The organism is Thermogemmata fonticola (genome assembly GCF_013694095.1).
In the GTDB taxonomy this organism is placed as follows: Bacteria; Planctomycetota; Planctomycetia; order Gemmatales; family Gemmataceae; genus Thermogemmata; species Thermogemmata fonticola.
In genome coordinates, this window is the sequence record NZ_JACEFB010000020.1 from 39238 (window position 1) to 58793 (window position 19556).

General features: G+C 62.7%; 14 protein-coding genes. 8 read left to right on the forward strand and 6 right to left on the reverse strand.

Going from position 1 to position 19556, the window contains the following annotated elements:
• Positions 1–111: 111 nt before the first annotated feature.
• Both ligA and H0921_RS16880 read left to right on the forward strand, forming a co-directional pair.
• Positions 112–2445 (forward strand): NAD-dependent DNA ligase LigA, encoded by a 2334-nt coding sequence (ligA, locus tag H0921_RS16875; RefSeq protein WP_194539701.1) that lies wholly within the window; start codon positions 112–114, stop codon positions 2443–2445.
• Positions 2446–2647: 202 nt separating this feature from the next.
• Entirely contained in the window at positions 2648–3598 is a 951-nt protein-coding gene (locus H0921_RS16880) for an RNA polymerase sigma factor (RefSeq protein ID WP_315851930.1), read from the forward strand.
• A gap of 108 nt (positions 3599–3706) precedes the next feature.
• Here H0921_RS16880 and H0921_RS16885 read toward each other — a convergent pair whose 3' ends face one another.
• Positions 3707–4606: a protein-tyrosine phosphatase family protein gene (locus tag H0921_RS16885; protein WP_194539702.1), complete on the reverse strand. Its 900-nt coding sequence runs from the start codon at positions 4604–4606 to the stop codon at positions 3707–3709.
• Between the two features lie 575 nt (positions 4607–5181).
• Between H0921_RS16885 and H0921_RS16890 the strand changes: the two genes are divergently transcribed.
• From H0921_RS16890 to H0921_RS16905, 4 genes are all read left to right on the forward strand, one after another.
• Positions 5182–6588 (forward strand): lysophospholipid acyltransferase family protein, encoded by a 1407-nt coding sequence (locus tag H0921_RS16890; RefSeq protein WP_194539703.1) that lies wholly within the window; start codon positions 5182–5184, stop codon positions 6586–6588.
• A gap of 279 nt (positions 6589–6867) precedes the next feature.
• On the forward strand, positions 6868–7596 hold the full coding sequence (locus tag H0921_RS16895) for a superoxide dismutase (RefSeq protein WP_194539704.1): 729 nt from the start codon (positions 6868–6870) through the stop codon (positions 7594–7596).
• 191 nt (positions 7597–7787) lie between these two features.
• On the forward strand, positions 7788–9764 hold the full coding sequence (locus tag H0921_RS16900; RefSeq protein ID WP_194539705.1) for a YjhG/YagF family D-xylonate dehydratase: 1977 nt from the start codon (positions 7788–7790) through the stop codon (positions 9762–9764).
• Between the two features lie 329 nt (positions 9765–10093).
• Positions 10094–10552, forward strand: a complete 459-nt coding sequence (locus H0921_RS16905; RefSeq protein WP_194539706.1) for an FHA domain-containing protein — start codon at positions 10094–10096, stop codon at positions 10550–10552.
• A gap of 53 nt (positions 10553–10605) precedes the next feature.
• Here H0921_RS16905 and glnA read toward each other — a convergent pair whose 3' ends face one another.
• The 5 genes from glnA to H0921_RS18605 form a co-directional block, all read right to left on the reverse strand.
• A complete protein-coding gene (gene glnA / locus H0921_RS16910) occupies positions 10606–12039 on the reverse strand; it encodes a type I glutamate--ammonia ligase (protein ID WP_315851931.1) in 1434 nt (477 codons plus the stop codon).
• 251 nt (positions 12040–12290) lie between these two features.
• Entirely contained in the window at positions 12291–13142 is an 852-nt protein-coding gene (locus H0921_RS16915; protein WP_194539708.1) for a hypothetical protein, read from the reverse strand.
• A 33-nt stretch (positions 13143–13175) separates the two neighbouring features.
• Positions 13176–14024 (reverse strand): hypothetical protein, encoded by an 849-nt coding sequence (locus H0921_RS16920; protein ID WP_194539709.1) that lies wholly within the window; start codon positions 14022–14024, stop codon positions 13176–13178.
• Between the two features lie 33 nt (positions 14025–14057).
• Entirely contained in the window at positions 14058–14924 is an 867-nt protein-coding gene (locus H0921_RS16925) for a DUF1559 domain-containing protein (RefSeq protein WP_194539710.1), read from the reverse strand.
• Between the two features lie 36 nt (positions 14925–14960).
• A complete protein-coding gene (locus tag H0921_RS18605; RefSeq protein WP_228500038.1) occupies positions 14961–15383 on the reverse strand; it encodes a hypothetical protein in 423 nt (140 codons plus the stop codon).
• A 523-nt stretch (positions 15384–15906) separates the two neighbouring features.
• On the opposite strand from H0921_RS18605, the gene H0921_RS16935 reads away from it, so the two are divergent.
• Both H0921_RS16935 and hemL read left to right on the forward strand, forming a co-directional pair.
• The gene (locus H0921_RS16935) at positions 15907–17889 is read left to right on the forward strand and encodes a serine/threonine-protein kinase (protein WP_194539712.1); all 1983 of its coding nucleotides are present in this window, start codon (positions 15907–15909) and stop codon (positions 17887–17889) included.
• A gap of 146 nt (positions 17890–18035) precedes the next feature.
• The gene (hemL, locus tag H0921_RS16940; protein WP_194539713.1) at positions 18036–19340 is read left to right on the forward strand and encodes a glutamate-1-semialdehyde 2,1-aminomutase; all 1305 of its coding nucleotides are present in this window, start codon (positions 18036–18038) and stop codon (positions 19338–19340) included.
• The last annotated feature ends 216 nt before the right edge of the window (positions 19341–19556 follow it).

The following is a 19556-nucleotide window of genomic DNA, read 5'->3' on the forward strand; positions in this document are numbered from 1 at the left end:
ATGGCGAAACCTTCCCGTCGCAGAGGGGGACTTTCCCGTAACGGGGGAAGGTGAACCTTCCGGCAGCATGGGAAGGCGGATTTTCCGGCGAGAGGGATCAGGGATCGAGCTATGGCAGCCTCGCAATCCTCGGCCAAGGGTTCCGGTCGAGCGTCTCAGCCCGCCGCGGCGTCGGACCCCGCGGAGCGCATCGCCCAGTTGCGGCGCGAGATCGAGCGGCACAACTACCTCTATTATGTGGAAGCCCGGCCCGAAATCTCGGATCGGGAATTTGACCGCCTCATGGCGGAGCTGATCGAGCTGGAGCGGCAGCACCCGGAGTTGGTGACACCGGACAGTCCCAGCCAGCGGGTCGGGGGCGCTCCGATCAGCGGCTTCCGCAAGGTCAGGCACGCCGTGCCGATGCTCTCGATCGACAATACCTACAGCGCCGCCGAGTTGCGGAAGTTCGACGCCGATGTGCGCAAGGCCCTGGGACCTGCCGCGGTGGTGGAATACATGGCCGAGTTGAAGATCGATGGCGTGTCGCTGTCGCTCCTGTACGTACAGGGCAAGCTGGAAGTGGCGGCGACCCGCGGCGATGGTGAAATCGGCGATGATGTCACCCACAACGTCAAGACCATCGCGGCCATTCCCCTGCGTCTGCGTACCGAGCACCCGCCGGCACGGATCGAGGTCCGCGGCGAGGTGTACATGACCCGTGCGGAACTGGCGCGCATCAACGCGGAACAAGTCCGGCAGGGCCTCGAACCCTTCAAAAATGCCCGCAATCTCACCGCCGGCACCCTCAAACTGTTGGACCCCCAATTGGCCGCCCAGCGGAAAATGCTCTTTTTCGCCTATGCCGCCGGCCTGGTCGAAGGTGTGACCCTACGTTCCCAGCAGGAGCTTTTTACCGTCTTCCGCCAGTGGGGGCTGCCGGTCAATCCCCACGCTCGGCTCTGCCGCACGATTGAGGAAGTGATTGCCTATTGTCAAGAGTGGGCGACAAAGCGGCGGGAACTGCCGTATGACATCGACGGTGTGGTCATCAAGGTGAATGACTTTGCCCAGCGGGAGGTGTTGGGGGCCACCAGTCGGGCGCCGCGCTGGGCCAGGGCCTACAAATTCGAGGCGGAACAGGCGGTGTCCCGCATCGGAGCGGTGGAGTTTTCCGTGGGCAAATTCGGGGAATTGACCCCCGTGGCCCTCTTCGATCCGCCGGTGGAACTGGCCGGGACCACGGTCAGCCGGGCCAGCATGCACAATGCCGCCTGGGTGGAGGAGAAAGATGTCCGCATCGGGGATACGGTGGTCATCGAGAAGGCGGGTGAGATCATCCCGCAGGTGGTGGAAGTGCTCCGGGAGCAGCGCACGGGCGCGGAACGCCCCATCGTCTGGCCGCAGAAATGCCCCCGCTGCGGCGGGCCGGTCGAACGCGAAGACAGCGGTACCAGCTATAACTACGTCTGCGCCAACACCGCGTTGTGCCCGGCGCAACTGGCCAAGCGGATCGTGGCCTTCGCCCGCCGCACCCATATGGACATCGATGGACTGGGCGAGCGCGTCGCGGAGCAACTCGTCGATGCCGGCCTGGTGCGCTCCGTCACCGATCTGTACCGCCTGCGCAAGGAGCAGGTGGTCAAGCTGGAGCGCTTCGCGGACAAAAGTGCGGAGAATCTGATTCAAGCGATTGCCGCCAGCAAGGAGCGCGGACTGGCCCGGCTGCTAGCCGCTCTGAGCATCTACTCCGTCGGCGATAGCCTGGCGGAGGAATTGGCCGCTGCCTTCCCCTCGCTGGAGGCCATCGCCGCCGCCTCGGAAGACGAACTGGCGCGGGTCAAGGGGTTCGGTCCCAAACGGGCCAGCTTCGTGCGGCAGTATTTTGACAGTCCCGAAGGGCGGAAAATCCTGGCGGATTTGCAGACCTTTGGAGTGCGCACCACCGCCGACGCCCGGCCAGCGGCTAGCCGCCAAGCTTCCCCCCTGGCGGGCAAGACCGTCGTAATCACCGGCACGCTCCAGGCGATGGACCGGGCCAGTGCGGAACAAGCGGTGCGGGCAGCCGGCGGCCATCCCTCCAGCAGCGTCTCCCGCAAAACGGACTTCGTCGTCGTCGGAGCCAATCCTGGCAGCAAGCGGGACAAGGCCCTGGAGCTGGGAATCCCTTTGCTGAGCGAAGAGGAATTTCTGCGGCTCTTGCAGGCAGGGTCAGGGGCCGGTGCGGCACCCGCGGCGAAGGCTTCCTCCCGTCATGAGAACGAGATTGCGCCGGAGGAACCGGCGGTGAAGCCGGATGGACCGCTCCCCCCGCCGGCTCGCTCATCCTCGTCCCCGCTTTCAGCAGAACAGACCGGGTCGAAAGAGGCCCCCGCGAAGAGTCCGGCCCGGCGGTCCTCCGCAACGAAAAAACCCCGGTCGCTCCGTTCTTCACCTCCGCCGTCCGAACCTGGCCTGTTTTCCTAATCTACAGGATGAGAGAGGCGCGCCGGGAAGAAAAAGGGGCTGGACGAGCCGGCTTCCCCTTTTAGCGGGGACTTTCGTTCCGGGGTTCGCAGCGAGTATTGGCCCGCTTCCTGGTGGTCCGGGATACTCTGGCGAGGTCCAGCAGGCGTGAGGTGGTGAGCGAGGAAGGATTCCCCTTGCGACGTGATTGAGGAATGAGGCTGTGGACGCTCCGCGCGATGGTTCTGATACCGCAAGGCTGCCCGTGTGGACCCCCGCGGAGCAGTGGCAGCGCACGGCCCTGTTTCTCTTCGCCCGCCTGCAATTTCCCCGCTTCCCCTTGGCGGACGATCTGCTGCTGTCCCACCTGGAGCGCACGTTCCAGCTTTATCAAGCCAAGCAGGAGGCGCCGCTGAGCTGGCAGGCGTATCTGGACGGATTGTACATCTTGGACTGGTATGTGTGCGTTGGCTGCCTGGAGCGTCTCGAGACGGCCTGGGAGACGCTCTTCGCCGCTCGGACGGGCCGCACGGACTGCCTGCTGGTGGATGCCTTGCGCCTGCGAGCCGCCCGCCTGTATCCCTCGGATCTCGCCGCTCAGGAGCAAGCCGTCAGCGAGTTCTGGAGCCGCTTGCTGGTCCCGGACCGCCCCGCGAGTTTACCCATTCTGGCCCGCTACGACGGGCGGCGGCCCTTGGTCCCCTGGCTCATCCGCGTCTTCCAAAACGAGCATATCTCCCGTTTGCGTCAGACGCCGGACAACTCGCTGGAAGAAGACGATCATTTCGTCCCGGCCGATCTGCGCCCGGCAGATGCAGGGGCGAGCCGCTGGCGGGAACTGTTCGTACAAGCAGCCCAGGAATGGCTCAGCCAGTTGCCGGAGGAAGACCTGCTCCTTTTGGGCCTGCGCTGGCGCTACCGCCTCAATCAACGGGAGGCGGCCCGCCTCTTCGGACTCAATGAAGGGACCTTGACCCGCCGGACGGACAAACTCCGGGAGCGTGCCCTGGACTACTTCCGCCGCCGCCTGGAAGCCGAAGGCTGGACCGGCGAGGACCTCACCCCCTTCATCCTCTCGGAACTGGGCCAGGTGCTCACCGACGACCCGCGCCTGTCCGCTGATCACCTGGCTTTCCTCCTCGCCCAACGGCAGGCGAAACAGGCCGCTTCCTAACCCCTGCCTGGGGGCTAGGCACTCTCCTAATTCACCGTCATTTCCTGACGGATCCCCGTTGGTAGGACCGCTTCCCGCTGGACCGCTTCTTCGCTGAAGTAATGCCGTCTAGCGCTGGGAGAGATAACGTTGCACGGCGAGGAGCCACGGGGTGGCTTCATCTCCCTGTTCGGGGAATCCGAGGGGTCGGGCGCGGAGGCGAGCGGCATCGTCGTTGAGGACCTCGACGGTGCGGAAGTGGAGATACCAGAGCACGCCGGCGCGCACGCCGTCGTCATCGAAGACATAGAGAGGATGGCGGGAGTCATCCCCCACGACGGCGTTGAATTGGGCGAGGGCTTGGGGCAGATTTTCCGGCGTGACTTCCAGGGAAACCAAGTCGAGTTGGCGCTGGCTGGCGATCTGGCGGAGGGCGGTCACATCCGCCTGGGGAGGATGGAGGTAAAGGAGGGTGCGGAAGTTGGCGCGTTGCAAGGCGTCGAAGCCGTCGAGGGTGGGCCGCCGGCCGCTGGCCACGCCGCGCTTGACGCGGGTATACCCCGGCAGATGCGCCGGCGGCGGTGGGGAAGTGCTCGCCGCGGGGGATGGCCCGCCGGACCCTCCCGCTTGGGGCGGCCGCGCGCTGGAGGAGGAGCCGTTGGCGCTCGGCGGCAAGCTCTCCGGCAAGAGGATTTCCGGCGGCGGACGGTCAGCCGGCCGCGGCGCGGGAGCGGGAGCCGCCGGCGGGGCCAGCCAAGAAGGAGCCGGCGGATACTGCCGCGTCTCCGGCGGCGGAGCGACCGGCGGCACCAGGTTGCCATTGGCCAGCGGCGGAGCCGGCGTGGTCGGCACATTCGCCGGGGGAAGCAGATACGGACTGCGCGGTGCGGCGGGAAGAAAGGGCCGCGGCTCACGGAAACGGTCCGACACACAGCAGCGATGCTTGCAGCACCCCGCGGCGACCACGAGACCGCCACAAATCAATATCATCGGCCAATGCATCCCGAACCGATGACGCAGGATTGTCATGGCTGCTTCCTCCTCCCGTGGCGGGCGTCCTGCCGTGCGCATCTTCTGGAAAACCCGCCCAGCCGCTACATCTCTTGTACATTCTACTGCACGCTTTTTGCCGTCCTACGGAACTTCCCCGTGGCAGAGGGCACCCGCCCTGCCTGCGCAAGCGACTGTAGCGATTGTACCGAAAAGGTAAGCCGGGCGGAGCGGGAAGCGGCAGCGAAAAAACGGGCAGCGAACCGAGAAGATAGAGGCCCTCATGGGTCAGAGGATGGGTCGCCACTTCTGTTGATCCCGGCCTATGGCAATCTGTCGATCCTGGCCTATGGCAACCGGTCCATTCCGCGGGTCCCACCGTCCCGCTCGTATATTTTCCTCACCGGGATGTCTCCTACTTTTTCCTTACTGCGATGTCTCCGGGGAAAAATCTCGGTGGAAAAATCTCGGTGGAAAAATCTCGGTGGAAAAATCTCGGTGAGGCGGACGATACCCAGAGGCGGAATCGGCTTCTAGAGTGAAGGGATGATGGAGAGCGGCGCAGGAGGTGAAGGTCGGCAGGCGAGGCCGAGAACGAGCCGCAGAGGGAAGATATGGCGGAGGGAAGCCCAGCACGGCAGCCGCTGGAAGCGCCGCAGATTCGCCGGGCGCGGCGTGCGGGCCTGGCTTTGCTGCTCTTAGGCAGTGGGGCGGCGAGCGGGACGATTGGGCTGGTGACGGCGGCGGCGGAGACCACTGAGCGGGCGTGGGCGGCGGGCAGTTTCCTCTTGGTGCTAGTCCTGGTAGTGGCGGGGTTGCAACTGTACTGGTCGGCGTATCGGGCCTGGGGCTGGGCGGTGTACGGGGCGTGGCTCTGGCTGGCCCTAGTGGCGCATGGCGGGTATTGGCAGCACTGGCCGGGTTGGGCGCATGGGCTGGCGTTGGGTTTGCTCCTGGGCGGCCCCTTGCGGGCGTTGCGCTACTATCGGCGGCGCTCCGGGCCGGAAACCCTGCTCCTCCTCGTGGCCGGATTGGTGCTAGCCGGGGGTGTTGGAGCGGTTTTGCTGCGAATGGCCGGCGCCGTCGGGGAGGAATGGCTGGATGTGGTGTCTCGCTTCGGCGGGAGCGGCGGGGCTTTCTGGGGCTGGCTGACGGGTGCGGCGGGCATGGCACTGCTTGCCAGTATCGGCCTGTTCCGGCCTGCTTTTGCCCTGGCCTGCGAGCCGTTGCTGTGGCTGATGTATGCGGTGCGCTGGCGCGGCGGAGGAGAAGAGCAGGTTCCCGCGCACAGCCCCTGCCTGGTCATCGCCAATCATGCCTGCTGGGGAGACCCGCTGTTTCTGGAAAAAATGCTGCCCCGTCCGACCACCCCGATGATGACCTCCCGCTTCTACGACCTGCCCGTCCTCCGCTTCTGGATGCGGCATTTTGGGGTCATTCGCGTGCCGGAACAGCCGCTCAAGAAGGAAACCCCGGAAGTCCAGGAGGCCATAGCGGCTCTGGAGCGCGGCGAATGCCTGGTCATCTTTCCGGAAGGGTATCTGCGGCGGCGGGAAGAACAACCCCTGCGCCGCTTCGGACGGGGCATCTGGCTGATCTTGCGTGCCTGCCCCCAGGTGCCCATCTTCGCCTGCTGGATCGAGGGGAACTGGGGCAGCTACACTTCGTACTGGAACGGTCCGCCCACGAAAAACAAGCGCCCGGATTTCCGCCGCCCTATTCGCATCGCCGTCACCGGCCCGCATTGGGTCCCCGCCGCTGTGCTGGCGGATCACTGGCAGACTCGCTTTTTCCTGATGGACCTCGTGGACGCCGCCCGTCAGCAGCTCGGCTTGCCCCCGCTGGGTCCGTTTGCAAGCGCCCCGCCTGCTGCCCTTCACCGAGACCCCGGCCACGAACCGGACGGAGAGGAGGAGGAACCCGACAGCGGACCCCACAATGCGGGTGAACCCGATAGCGGACCCGACGGTGAGGGCCAACCGCACCGCCCTACTGAGCCGCCGCTGGAACATCGTTCCTGATTCCCTTCCAACATCGTCCCTGACTCGTTCCAGCATCGTTCCTGATCTCTTTTCAAAAAAGCGGCGGATCACCCAGTTGTTCATGACTTGGGACTCATTCAGGAATTAGTCCACTTGCTGGAGAAAGAATCGGCGTCCGCCTCTACACCGTTGCCGGTGCATCCCGTAGCATGGCTTGCGGAGCCTGTGGGGGGCCGGAGCTGAGGGTTGGCGGCCTCCCGATCTAGGGCTTCGCCGGTGTTTGCGGGTTTCCCGTCCTTTACGCAGGAGAAGGTCACCATGTGGACGCGCCGGGAAGTTCTCCGTTACAGTGCGTGGGGTGCCGTGGCAGCGTGGGGTTCCTCCGTGTCGGGGTGGGCTGCCCAACAACCTGCCCAAGCCGCAGCCGCGGGCTTTACCTTGCCCAAGCTCCCCTATGCCTACGACGCCCTGGAGCCGGTCATCGATGCCGAGACCATGATGATCCACCACAGCCGCCATCATCAGGCGTATATTGACAACCTCAACAAAGCCCTAGCCCAAGCCGCCCCCGAGTGGCTGAAGAAGGACATCAGCGACATTGTCCGCAACTACGCGCAGTTGCCGGAGTCGATCCGCACCGCGGTGCGCAACAACGGCGGCGGGCACCTCAATCATTCCTGGTTCTGGGTGATGATGACCCGGCCCCGTTCGACGGCCCCCAAAGGCGAATTGCTCCGGGCGATCGAGGCCAGCTTCGGCTCCCTTGACGGCTTCAAAAAAGAGTTTCTCGCCGCGGCACTCGGACGCTTCGGCAGCGGCTGGGCCTGGCTCATCACCGGCAAGGAAAAACCCCTGGCCATCACCAGCACCGCCAATCAGGACAATCCCATCAGCGAGGGGCAAACCGTCCTGCTCGGCTGCGATGTCTGGGAGCATGCTTACTACCTGAAGTACCGCAATGCCCGCGGCAAGTACGTCGAAGCCTGGTTCGACGTTATCAACTGGGACGATGTGGCGGAACGCTTTGCCAAAGCGGGCCGACAGTGAGGATTCCTGCAATGCAGGGTCGGAGGCAGACCGCCAGGACCCGGTTCCCAGCGCCGGGGTCCCCCGTCCTGGTTCCGCGATGAGAAGGCTCCCCCCGTCCTGGTTCCGCGATGAGAAGGCTCCCCCCGTCCAGGTTCCGCGATGAGAAGGCTCCCCCCGTCCAGGTTCCGCGATGAGAACGTGAAACTGTCATGACCACGACACTGCACGAGGACGAAGTGCTGGCGACGCCGGAGGAGGCGTACCAGTTGCGCGCCACAGCGGAAGGGCCGGCGGGTCGCTTGCCCCTGACGGCCGAATGGCTGCGGCAGGCCCCCAGCGGCGACATTTTCGGCTGGACCCAGAACGTGGGCATGGGCTGGCGTCCGGAGCGCCTCGGCGCGCCAGAGTTTTTGCTGCTGAGCACTCAGGGCGGCTTGCGCGCCGCCGACGGCACGCCCGTGGCCCTGGGCTTACACAGTGGGCACTGGGAGGTGTCGCTGCTCGTCCAAGCCGCCGCCGAGGAATTGCAACGCCTCGGTTGCATCCCTTTCGCCGTGGCGGTGAGCGATCCCTGCGATGGCCGCACTCAGGGCACCACCGGCATGTTCGACAGCCTGCCCTATCGCAACGACGCCGCCGTGGTCCTCCGCCGCCTCATGCGCAGCCTGCCCACCCGCCGCGGCGTCCTGGGAATCGCTACCTGCGACAAGGGACTGCCCGCGATGATGATGGCCCTGGCGTCCCAGCACGATCTGCCAGTGGTCCTCGTTCCCGGCGGCGTCATGCTGGCTGGCCCGGCGGAGCATGAGGATACGGCCAAGGTGCAAACCCTGGGCGTGCGCTTCGCGCATGGAGAAATCACGCTGGAGGAAGCCGCCGAAGCGGGCTGTCATGCCTGTGCCAGTCCCGGCGGGGGCTGCCAGTTCCTGGGCACCGCGGCCACCTCGCAGGTCGTTGCTGAAGCCTTGGGATTGACCCTGCCCCATGCCGCCCTGTCCCCCTCCGGGCAGCCGATCTGGCTGGACTTGGCCCGCCGTTCCGCCCGCGCTTTGCTTCGCTTGGCCCAGCGCGGCCTGCGCGCTTGCGACCTCCTCACCGAAGCCGCTCTGCATAACGCCCTGGCCGTCTTCGCCGCTGTCGGCGGCAGCACCAATCTCGTCCTGCACCTGCCCGCCGTCGCCTTTCACGCTGGTCTGCCCCGGCCCACCCTCGACGACTGGATCCGCATCAACCGCTCCGTGCCCCGCTTGGTCGACGCCTTGCCCAATGGCCCGATCGGCCATCCCACCGTGCGCGTCTTCCTGGCCGGCGGGGTGCCGGAAGTGATGCTCCACCTGCGCGAACTGAACTTGCTCCGCCTCGAGGCCCTGACGGCCAGCGGCTACCCTCTCGCCCAAGTGCTGGATTGGTGGCAGCAGTCGCCGCGGCGGCACCGCCTGCGCCGATTCCTCCAGGAGCACGAAGGCATCGACCCGGACACGGTCATCATGTCTCCTCAGCAGGCCCGCGCTCGCGGACTGACCAGCACCGTTACCTTCCCGCGAGGCAACCTCGCTCCTCAAGGCAGCGTCATCAAGTCCACGGCGATCGATCCAAGCGTGGTCGACCCCGACGGCGTCTATCGCAAAATCGGACCCGCAAAAGTCTTCATCCGCGAAAAGGATGCCATCGCCGCCATCAAGGACGGGCGCATCGCTCCCGGCGATGTCCTGGTCCTCTGCTGCCGGGGACCGCTTGGCAGCGGCATGGAGGAAACCTATCAACTCACCTCCGCCCTGCGCTATCTGCCGTGGGGGAAGCAGGTTGCCTTGCTCACCGACGCCCGCTTCAGCGGCGTCTCCACGGGCGCCTGCATCGGCCATGTCGCCCCGGAAGCCCTCGCGGGCGGACCCATCGGCAAACTCCGCGACGGCGACCGCATCCAGATCATCATCGACCGCCATCGCCTGGAAGGGAGTGTGGACCTCGTCGGCGATGCCAATGGCATCTATGGCCCGCAGTGGGGCGAGGCTGAATTGGCCCGCCGCCCGCCCCGGCCTGACCTGGCCCCCGATCCCGACCTGCCGGCCGATACCCGCCTCTGGGCCGTCCTCCAGCATCTCAGCGGCGGACCCTGGGCTGGCGCTGTCTATGATCCCCAGCGGCTCCTCGAAGTCCTCCAACCGCTCCTCTTACGCCAGAATTGACGCCAGAATTGACACCGCTTTGCGCTTTCCCTGGGCCACTTCCTCCCTCGCCGCTTCCCTCGTCTTTTGTCCCACAGGCCAGCCCTCGCCGCGCTGACAAAGGTATGCCTGGAACCAGCAGCCCCGGCTTCCCCGGCCCGCCGCCTCGTCCTTCAACCCCGCCGAATTGTTATGCCGAGATGGAAAAATCTGGTCGGACATACGCTGCGAGCAACACAAGCGGACCCGGAAATCCGCTGCCGCCACTTTTTGCCGCTTGTTTTTCCGACACCAGCAGCGTCAAAAAGATAAAATGGCAATACACAGGTTTCTCTGGGGAAGCCGCGATCATGCGTGCCGTGCTGATTCCGCTCGACGGCGGACTGCCCATCGAACTGACGAAGGAACTCGTCCTGATCGGCCGGGATGAAGAATGTGACGTGCGCCTGGAACAAAAGAGCATCTCCAAGCTGCATTGCGTGATTGTCAAAAGCGATGGCGTGCTGCTGTTGCGCGACTTGGGCAGCACCAATGGCACCCGCGTCAACGGCCAGCGCGTCCGCCGGGCTGCCCTGCTGCCCAATGACATCCTGGCCTTGGCCAACGTCAAGTTCCGCGTCTATTACGGTCCCGATGCTGCCGGCCAACCCCCGCCGGAAGCCATCCCCTCCGACCGCACCCTCGACGAAAGCGATCAGACCGCCTTCCCCGCCGTTCCCAATCCCCTGCCCGATGTTTATCCCCCCGATCCCTCCGGCATGCCAGGAAGCGGCCCTGTCGCTCCGCCTCCCCCGCGACCGCAGAACTGAAGCCGTTGGCCTTCCCCGCTCAGCTTTTCCCGATCCGCCAGCAGCAGCCACTCCTACAGGTCGAAGTACAAGGCGAACTCATACGGATGCGGGCGCATCCGCAGGGGCGCCACTTCATATGTCCGCTTGTAGTCGATCCACGTCTCGATGACGTCCTCGGTAAAAACCCCTCCTTGCAGCAGGAAATCGTGGTCGCGCTCCAGGGCGCTCAGGGCCTCATCAAGGGTTTGCGGCGTCCGCGGCACGTCCTGCAACTCCTCCGGCGGCAGATCGTAAATGTCCTTGTCCAGGGGCGGACCCGGATGAATCTTGTTGCGGATGCCATCGAGCATCGCCATGAGCATCGCGGCAAACGCCAGATACGGATTGGCCGTTCCATCCGGCACCCGGTACTCCAGGCGCTTCGACTCCGGACGGGCCGAATAGACCGGAATCCGCACCGCCGCCGAACGATTCCGCTGGCTGTACGCCAAATGCACCGGTGCCTCGTACCCCGGCACCAGCCGCTTGTAACTGTTCGTCGTCGGATTGGTGATGGCACACAACGCCGGCGCATGACGCAGCAAACCGCCTAAGGCGTACATCGCCATCTCCGACAGATTCGAATAATCGCTGCCGTAAAACAGATTCTGCCCGTTCTTCCACAGCGACACGTGGACATGCATGCCGCTGCCGTAGTCCTCAAACAGCGGCTTGGGCATGAAGGTGGCCACCTTATTGTGCCGCCGGGCCACGTTCTTGACCACGTACTTGTACTTCAGCACCTGATCCGCCATCGCCACCAATTCGTCGTAGTGGATGTTGATGGCGCATTGTCCCCCGCTGGCCTTCTCGTGATGATGGCTTTCCACTCGCAGGCCGCATTCCTCCATCGCCAGCATCATCTCACTGCGCAGATCGTGCAGCGAATCCGCCGGCGGACAGGGGAAATACCCTTGCCGGTGCGGTATCTTGCCCCCCAGATTCGGCCCTTCCTGCCGCCCGCTGTTCCAAATCCCCTCGGCGCTGTCCACCCAGTAAAACGCCGCATGCGCCGTCTGCTCGTATCGCACCTCGTCGAAAATGAAAAACTCCAGCGACGGACCGAAACAGGCCGTGTCTGCCACCCCCTGCTGCCGCATGTAATGCACCGCCTTACGCGCCACATTCCGCGGGTCCCGGCTGTAATCCTCCCGTGTCAGCGGGTCCTGAATGTTGCAGATCATCGCCAGCGTCCGCTCCCGCGCGAACGGATCGAGAAACAACGTGTCCGGTTGCGGCACCAGCAGCATGTCGGACTCATTGATCGCCTGCCAGCCTCGCAAACTCGACGCGTCGAAACCGTAACCCTCCTCGAATATCTCCTCCGTCAGTGCGGCGGCAGGGATCGTGAAATGCTTCCACTGGCCGGGGAAATCCATGAAGCGCAGGTCCACCGCCTTCACCTCATGCTCCCGCAAATAAGCCAGCACTTCCCGCGGCGTCCGTGGTGCTTCGCGATGCGGCACGATGGCGACCCCCTTGGGGAGAGGCATCGGTTGTTGTAAACGGACATCCCGCCGCTTGCAAGGGAGCCGGCGCAGCCGCTCCGCTCGCCGACCGCCGCCAAGGCCGACTCTGGAACCGCCGACTCTCCCTCACTCACCGCTCAGATGGACAAGGGGACATGGAAGCTCCACCCTGGACCACTCTCAGACTAAACGAGCTGTTCCGATTCAGGGTGAAGCGAAGGTGAAAAGGGTTTTGGGACCGCGTGCTGTCACCAGTCGGGGCCGAGGACCTCGCCGCCGTTGGGAGTCACCGCCGCCCAGAACGTCTGCGGACTGATCTGAGGAGAGATCATCCGCACGCTGCCGTCTGCCAGTCCTGCCAACAGGCCATGCGTGTAGGGACTCTGAGGAATGCGGGGGTCGGCCTCCTCGATCTTGGGACGGAGCTGGAAGGTCACGCTCTGCGCCTCCGCCGACCCCGGCAAGACATCGCCATAAAACGGATTGGCAAATGCGGCTGGACGCATTTCGATAGTCATATTGACACCATCAATGTCGATAGGAGGTACAGGGGGCAAAACAATATTTATTTCCATACCCCATGATCGTAACATACGATATATATCTTGATCACTTCTCTTCATCTTCTTGTTGGCATAACAGGTTGTGATCTCGATGGTGTTGGACATGCCATCACGAATCAAGGCTGATCGATTAGCATGGAATTCCTTGTAAATCTGAGCATTGATGCAGTAACTCGCCACTCCAATTCTTTGAATGGCAAGGGAGGGATCATCCTCGTTCAGATAGGGCGGCATCACTTCGGCACCCCACAAGGCCTCTCCTTTGGGTCCGTTCGGGAGCATCTTCTCGTAGTATGCACCGCGCTCCATGTAGGGGAGAATTTCCACGAAGATGCTGTTGTAGCCAATGCGGTCATGGTTATCGGCATACATATGGATCGCCAGCGCGATCTGTCTAACCTTGTTTTTCTCCCGCGTCACGGAGGCGCTGAGCCGCACCTTCTGCACCGCGGGCAGGAGCAAGGCCAGCAGGATCGCCACAATGGCAACCGCTACCAGGAACTCCAGCAGGCTGAGCGCCGGGCGTCTTTCTGACATTTGGAAAGGGATCATGGTTGTGCCCTCGTGCTGTCACCAGTCGGGGCCGAGGACTTCGCCGCCGTTGGGAGTCACCGCCGCCCAGAACGTCTGCGGACTGATCTGCGGGGAGATCATCCGCACGCTGCCGTCTGCCAGTCCTGCCAACAGGCCATGCGTGTAGGGACTCTGAGGAATGCGGGGGTCGGCCTCCTCGATCTTGGGACGGAGCTGGAAGGTCACGCTCTGCGCCTCCGCCGACCCCGGCAAGACATCGCCATAAAACGGATTGGCAAATGCGGCTGGACGAAATTCAAGAGTAAATTGTATACCATTAATGGTGATAGGAGGTGAGGGTCGAATAAAATTTATCTCGAAGCCCCAAAATCTTTTGACATCATGCTGTGAATATTGTCCGTTTTGTTTCATTATGTTGGCATAACAGGTTGTGATCTCGATGGTGTTGGACATGCCATCACGAATCAAGGCTGATCGATTAGCATGGAATTCCTTGTAAATCTGAGCATTGATGCAGTAACTCGCCACTCCAATTCTTTGAATGGCAAGGGAGGGATCATCCTCGTTCAGATAGGGCGGCATCACTTCGGCACCCCACAAGGCCTCTCCTTTGGGTCCGTTCGGGAGCATCTTCTCGTAGTATGCACCGCGCTCCATGTAGGGGAGAATTTCCACGAAGATGCTGTTGTAGCCAATGCGGTCATGGTTATCGGCATACATATGGATCGCCAGCGCGATCTGTCTAACCTTGTTTTTCTCCCGCGTCACGGAGGCGCTGAGCCGCACCTTCTGCACCGCGGGCAGGAGCAAGGCCAGCAGGATCGCCACAATGGCAACCGCTACCAGGAACTCCAGCAGGCTGAGCGCCGGGCGTCTTTCTGACATTTGGAAAGGGATCATGGTTGTGCCCTCGTGCTGTCACCAGTCGGGGCCGAGGACTTCGCCGCCGTTGGGAGTCACCGCCGCCCAGAACGTCTGCGGACTGATCTGCGGGGAGATCATCCGCACGCTGCCGTCTGCCAGTCCTGCCAACAGGCCATGCGTGTAGGGACTCTGAGGAATGCGGGGGTCGGCCTCCTCGATCTTGGGACGGAGCTGGAAGGTCACGCTCTGCGCCTCCGCCGACCCCGGCAAGACATCGCCATAAAACGGATTGGCAAATGCGGCTGGACGAAATTCAAGAGTAAATTGTATACCATTAATGGTGATAGGAGGTGAGGGTCGAATAAAATTTATCTCGAAGCCCCAAAATCTTTTGACATCATGCTGTGAATATTGTCCGTTTTGTTTCATTATGTTGGCATAACAGGTTGTGATCTCGATGGTGTTGGACATGCCATCACGAATCAAGGCTGATCGATTAGCATGGAATTCCTTGTAAATCTGAGCATTGATGCAGTAACTCGCCACTCCAATTCTTTGAATGGCAAGGGAGGGATCATCCTCGTTCAGATAGGGCGGCATCACTTCGGCACCCCACAAGGCCTCTCCTTTGGGTCCGTTCGGGAGCATCTTCTCGTAGTATGCACCGCGCTCCATGTAGGGGAGAATTTCCACGAAGATGCTGTTGTAGCCGATGCGGTCATGGTTATCGGCATACATATGGATCGCCAGCGTGATCTGTTTGACCTTGTTTTTCTCCCGCAGCAGAGAAGCAGCCGAGCGCACCTTCTGCACCGCGGGCAGGAGGAGGGCCAGCAGGATCGCCACAATGGCAACCGCCACCAGGAACTCCAGCAGGCTGAGCGCCGGGCGTGTATTAGACTTCAGCACACTATGCAACATAATTGATTTCTCCTTGTCAGTTAATTCCTCAAAATTTTATTTTACATTTATCGTTACCACCTTTGTTGTATTTTCGACCTTCTCATTATTTTCATTTCTAGCCTCTATGTAAGCCCAGCATTCATAATCTCCGGCTGGATTAACTAACAACTTTTGTTGCCATTTTTTATTGACAAAATCTAAATATACTGAATTATAAAATATTTGACCATTAGCTTTACATCTCGCCATAAACAACATCATTGAAAGTCTTTCGCCCTTTTCTAGGTTATACGTACCTGAACCTTCGATCGTTAGCGGCATGTTGTTCGGATTGGGGACGGGGCTGTTGGGGTCGAAAGCGATGTCGGCACCGAGCAAGCAGCAGAGGGTCAATCCGAGGAGGAAACACATAGCCTTCCGGCTCAGGCGGCTAATTTTTGCTCCTCCCCGTGGTGTGACGAACCGTTGACATGGCAAGACCTCCTCCCGAGACTTTGGAACTCCGATGAGAGACGGATGGGAAAGGTTCCTCCCCAACGAACCGGGAGACATTCGATCCGACAATGGAGATGGGCAGTATCGGATCAAACTGGGAACATAACGAATCTCCCGCAAGCGGTCAAGAGGAATTGGCAAAAATTTTTTGCCGGTTTAAAGTCTTGGTATCCTTGGATGTTGCGCTACAAGAGCGGGTCAGTCCGACGAAAGGGAGGGACGACGCACGGGGCCAGGCCGCGGGTGGTGATGCTGGAGGGATTAGGTGGTGCTGGAGGGATTAGGCTGCCCAAGGGGGCCTCCGGGCGGCGAGGGGGACGGGGAAAAAGGCTCCACCTTCGGATCAGGATCAGGCGGTGCCGCTTCCCCTTTCACTCACTCAGGTGTGAGGTAGAATACATCCCAGAAGAGGAAAGAGAGGCGGAACCCGATCGACCTTGGAGCACGGCACCATTGAAGTGGAGAAATCGCAAGCGGCGTTGGGGTTTCCGGCGGGAGAAAAAGCATGCTCGTGGGTCAAACGATTGGTTCCGGGGCCTACCGCTTTGAGGTGGAGGCGGAGCTGGGGGCGGGGGCGATGGGGATGGTCTATCGTGCCCGCTTTTACATGGATGGCAAAGTGGTGCCTGTGGCCTTGAAGATGGTCTCGCTGGGACTGTTGGGGAACGAAGCGGCCCTGGCCCGGTTTGAGCGCGAGGCGAACATTCTCAAGCAACTGCGGCATCCGAACATTGTCCGGCTGTACGCCTCTGGCCAATATCGCAAGATGCCCTTCATCGCGATGGAGTTTATCGACGGGGAGTCGCTGGACCGCGTGCTCTCCCGCCGGGGACGCCTGACGTGGGAAGAGGTGGTCGCTTACGGCAAGCAACTCTGCGCGGCTTTGCAACATGCCCATGACAAAGGGATCATCCACCGCGATCTGAAGCCTTCCAACATCATGATCACGCGCGAAGGCGTGCTCAAGCTGACCGATTTCGGGATTGCCAAGGACATCGATGTGACGGCCCTGACGGCGGCCAACAGCACGATTGGTACGGCGGCGTATATGTCCCCGGAACAGTGCAAAGGAGATCGGGACCTGACTCACAAGTCGGACCTGTACTCGCTGGGGGTGGTCTTCTTCGAGCTGCTGACGGGGCGCAAGCCCTTCCGGGCGGAAACGACGATGGACATGTTTCTCAAGCATGTCCAGGAAGCCCCGCCGCGGCCCAGCCGGCTGACCGTGGAGGTGCCGCCGAAGCTGGAAGCCCTGATTCTGCAACTGATGGCCAAGGACAAGGACGACCGGCCCACGGATGCCGCCTGGGTCGGCCGCATGCTCGAAGAGATCGAAGAGGATGCCCTAGCCCTGCGCAGCGCCGGGGAAGCCCTGCTCCATTCACGCAATTTGGACAAGCCCCGCCATGCGGACGGTTCCCGCCTGACCGCGGAGGATCGCGAGGCGCTCCGGGCTTTGCGCGGCAAGAAAGTGCGCAAAAAGAAGCAGCGCGATGACCGGGCCTGGTGGGAAAAACCGCTATTCCAAGCGTCGGCGGCTGTGCTCGGTTTAGTGGCCGTCGCGGGGCTGGCGGCCTGGGCCTTGTGGCCCCCTTCCGCAGATAAACTCTGGCATGCCGTCGAGACCGCCACCGAGCCGGACCAGCAGCGCAAAGCCGCCGAGACCTACCTCAAGCGCTTCGGCCAGAACGAGGATGAACGCACGCAGAAGGTGGCCGCCATCTTCCGGGACCTGGTGGTTCGTGAGCGCAACCGCGTCCTGCAAAACCGCTTCAACCGGGGCATGTCCCAGCCGCTGGAAAACGATGATGCCGAAGCCTACAAGCTGGCCTGGAAAGCCCTGGAATACGAAAAGCTGGGGAATCTGACCCTGGCCGAGCAGCACTGGAAGCAGCTCCAGGAACGCTTTGCCGAGAGCGCCCAGCTTCCCTTTACGTTGGAGGAGGCGACGTTGCAAAAGGCCCGCTGGGGCTGGCTGGCCCAACACCGCCTCCAACTCCTTCAGGAGGTCCGCAAGCTCGCTGACACCCTGCGCAAGCAGGTGGACGAATACCGGGAGTTCGAGCGGCCCTTCCCCACCGATGCCACCCAGCCGGAAACCCTGGCCCTGTTCGCCCAGCGGTTGGAACTGTTCGGCGACCGGGAGAAAGCCTTGCGTATCTGGACCCAGCTCCACGAGCGCACCGAAAAGGACGAGGAGCAGAAATCCTGGCACTTGCTCGCTGGTGAACGCAAGCACCGCCTGACCACCGCCTCCACCCCCGCCGACCCGCTCAAGCAGCGCCTCAACCTCATCGAGGGGCATCTGCAAAAGGCCCAGCAACTCCTGGCCGTCCTTCAGCCCGACGATCCCGCCATCAAGCGCAAGCGGGCCGACATCCGCATCCTTTGCCGTGACATCGCCGATCTGTATGCTGACGAAGGCGAGCCAGCCATCGAGAAGCTGGTGCAGCAAGCCCGCACCCTGTTGGAAAAAATGCGAGACTAGTGAGCGGCCCTCCCCAGCCCTCGTTCTGCCGCAAGCGGCAGGAGCCGGTGGTGCAGCCGGGCCAACGATGGCTTCCGGGAGCGATTATCCCGCCGCTCCGACTGCGGTCAGTATTCCGAGAGATCATCCCCCAAGGATCCGTGTGTATGCGTGAGCGACCGTCCAGTGCCGCTGCTTTCGAGCGAGCCAAGCGCAGCATTCCTGGTGGCGTGAACAGTCCTGCCCGTGCGTTCGGGGCGGTGGGGGGACACCCGCTGTTCATCGCCCGCGGAGAAGGGCCGTATCTCTACGATCTGGACGGGCAGCGGTATCTGGATTTCGTGGGTTCCTGGGGGCCGCTCATTTGGGGGCACTGCCACCCGGCGGTCCAGGAAGCGGTGGAGGCCGCCTTGCGGCGCGGTTCCACCTTCGGAGCGCCCTGCGAACTGGAGACGGAACTGGCCGAGCTGGTCATCGCCGCGGTGCCGTCGATCGAGATGGTCCGCTTCGTCTCCAGCGGCACGGAAGCGACGATGAGCGCCATCCGCCTGGCACGGGGGTTCACCGGCCGGTCCACCATCATCAAGTTCGCCGGCTGCTATCACGGCCATGTCGATGCCCTGTTGGTGGCAGCGGGTTCCAGCGCCTTGACCCACGGCGTGCCGTCGAGTCCCGGCGTGCCGCCCGGTTGTACCCAGGATACCCTGGTGCTGGAATACAACGATTGCCAGGCTCTGGCCGATGTGTTCCGCCAGCATGGCGATCAGATCGCCGCCGTCATTGTCGAGCCGGTCGTAGGAAACATGGGACTGGTGGAACCGACGGCGGAGTTTCGCCAGGAGCTGCGCCGCCTCACGCTGCGGTACGGCGCCGTGCTGATCTATGACGAAGTGATGACCGGCTTCCGCCTGGCCTTTGGCGGGGCCCAGGAGCTGTACGGCGACCACGCCGACTTGACGACCTTGGGCAAAATCCTCGGCGGCGGCCTGCCTGTGGGGGCCTACGGGGGGCGGCGGGACATCATGCGCCAGGTCATGCCCGCCGGGCCGGTCTTCCAGGCCGGCACGCTCTCCGGCAACCCCCTGGCGATGGCAGCGGGGTTGGCCACGCTCCGCCTCTTGCAGCGCCAGCCGCCGTATGCCTACCTGGAAAATCTGGGCCGCGCCCTCCAGAACGGCTTGCAACAGGCCCTCGACACCCGCCGCATCCCCGGACGCGTCCAGCGAGTCGGCAGCATGTGGACCCTCTTCTTCACCGCCGAGCCGGTCACCAACTACACCACGGCCCGCCAGGCGGATACCCGCCGCTTCGCCCGCTTCTTCTGGGAAATGCTCGACCGCGGCATCTACCTGCCGTGCAGCCAGTTCGAGGCCGCCTTCCTCAACGCCGCCATGACGCCGCAGCACATCGCCCAGACCATCGCCGCCGCCGAAGAAGCCTTGGACATCCTCGCCCACGCCCCCGCTGCCTGACGCTGCCTTCCGGGATTGTTCCTATTTGACAATTTCAGATTTATGGTTCGTATGTATAGATCAAGGGCGCTCGGAGATAATCATCGTCCCCTTGCTATTGACAATCGTGACTTTGGGAACAGATGAACAGATAAAACAAGGCACGGTGACTGGCTCGGAATCATGAGGAAATTGTAACGGTCCGATGCGCCCTCCTGGCCATCGGCTAGGTTTTCC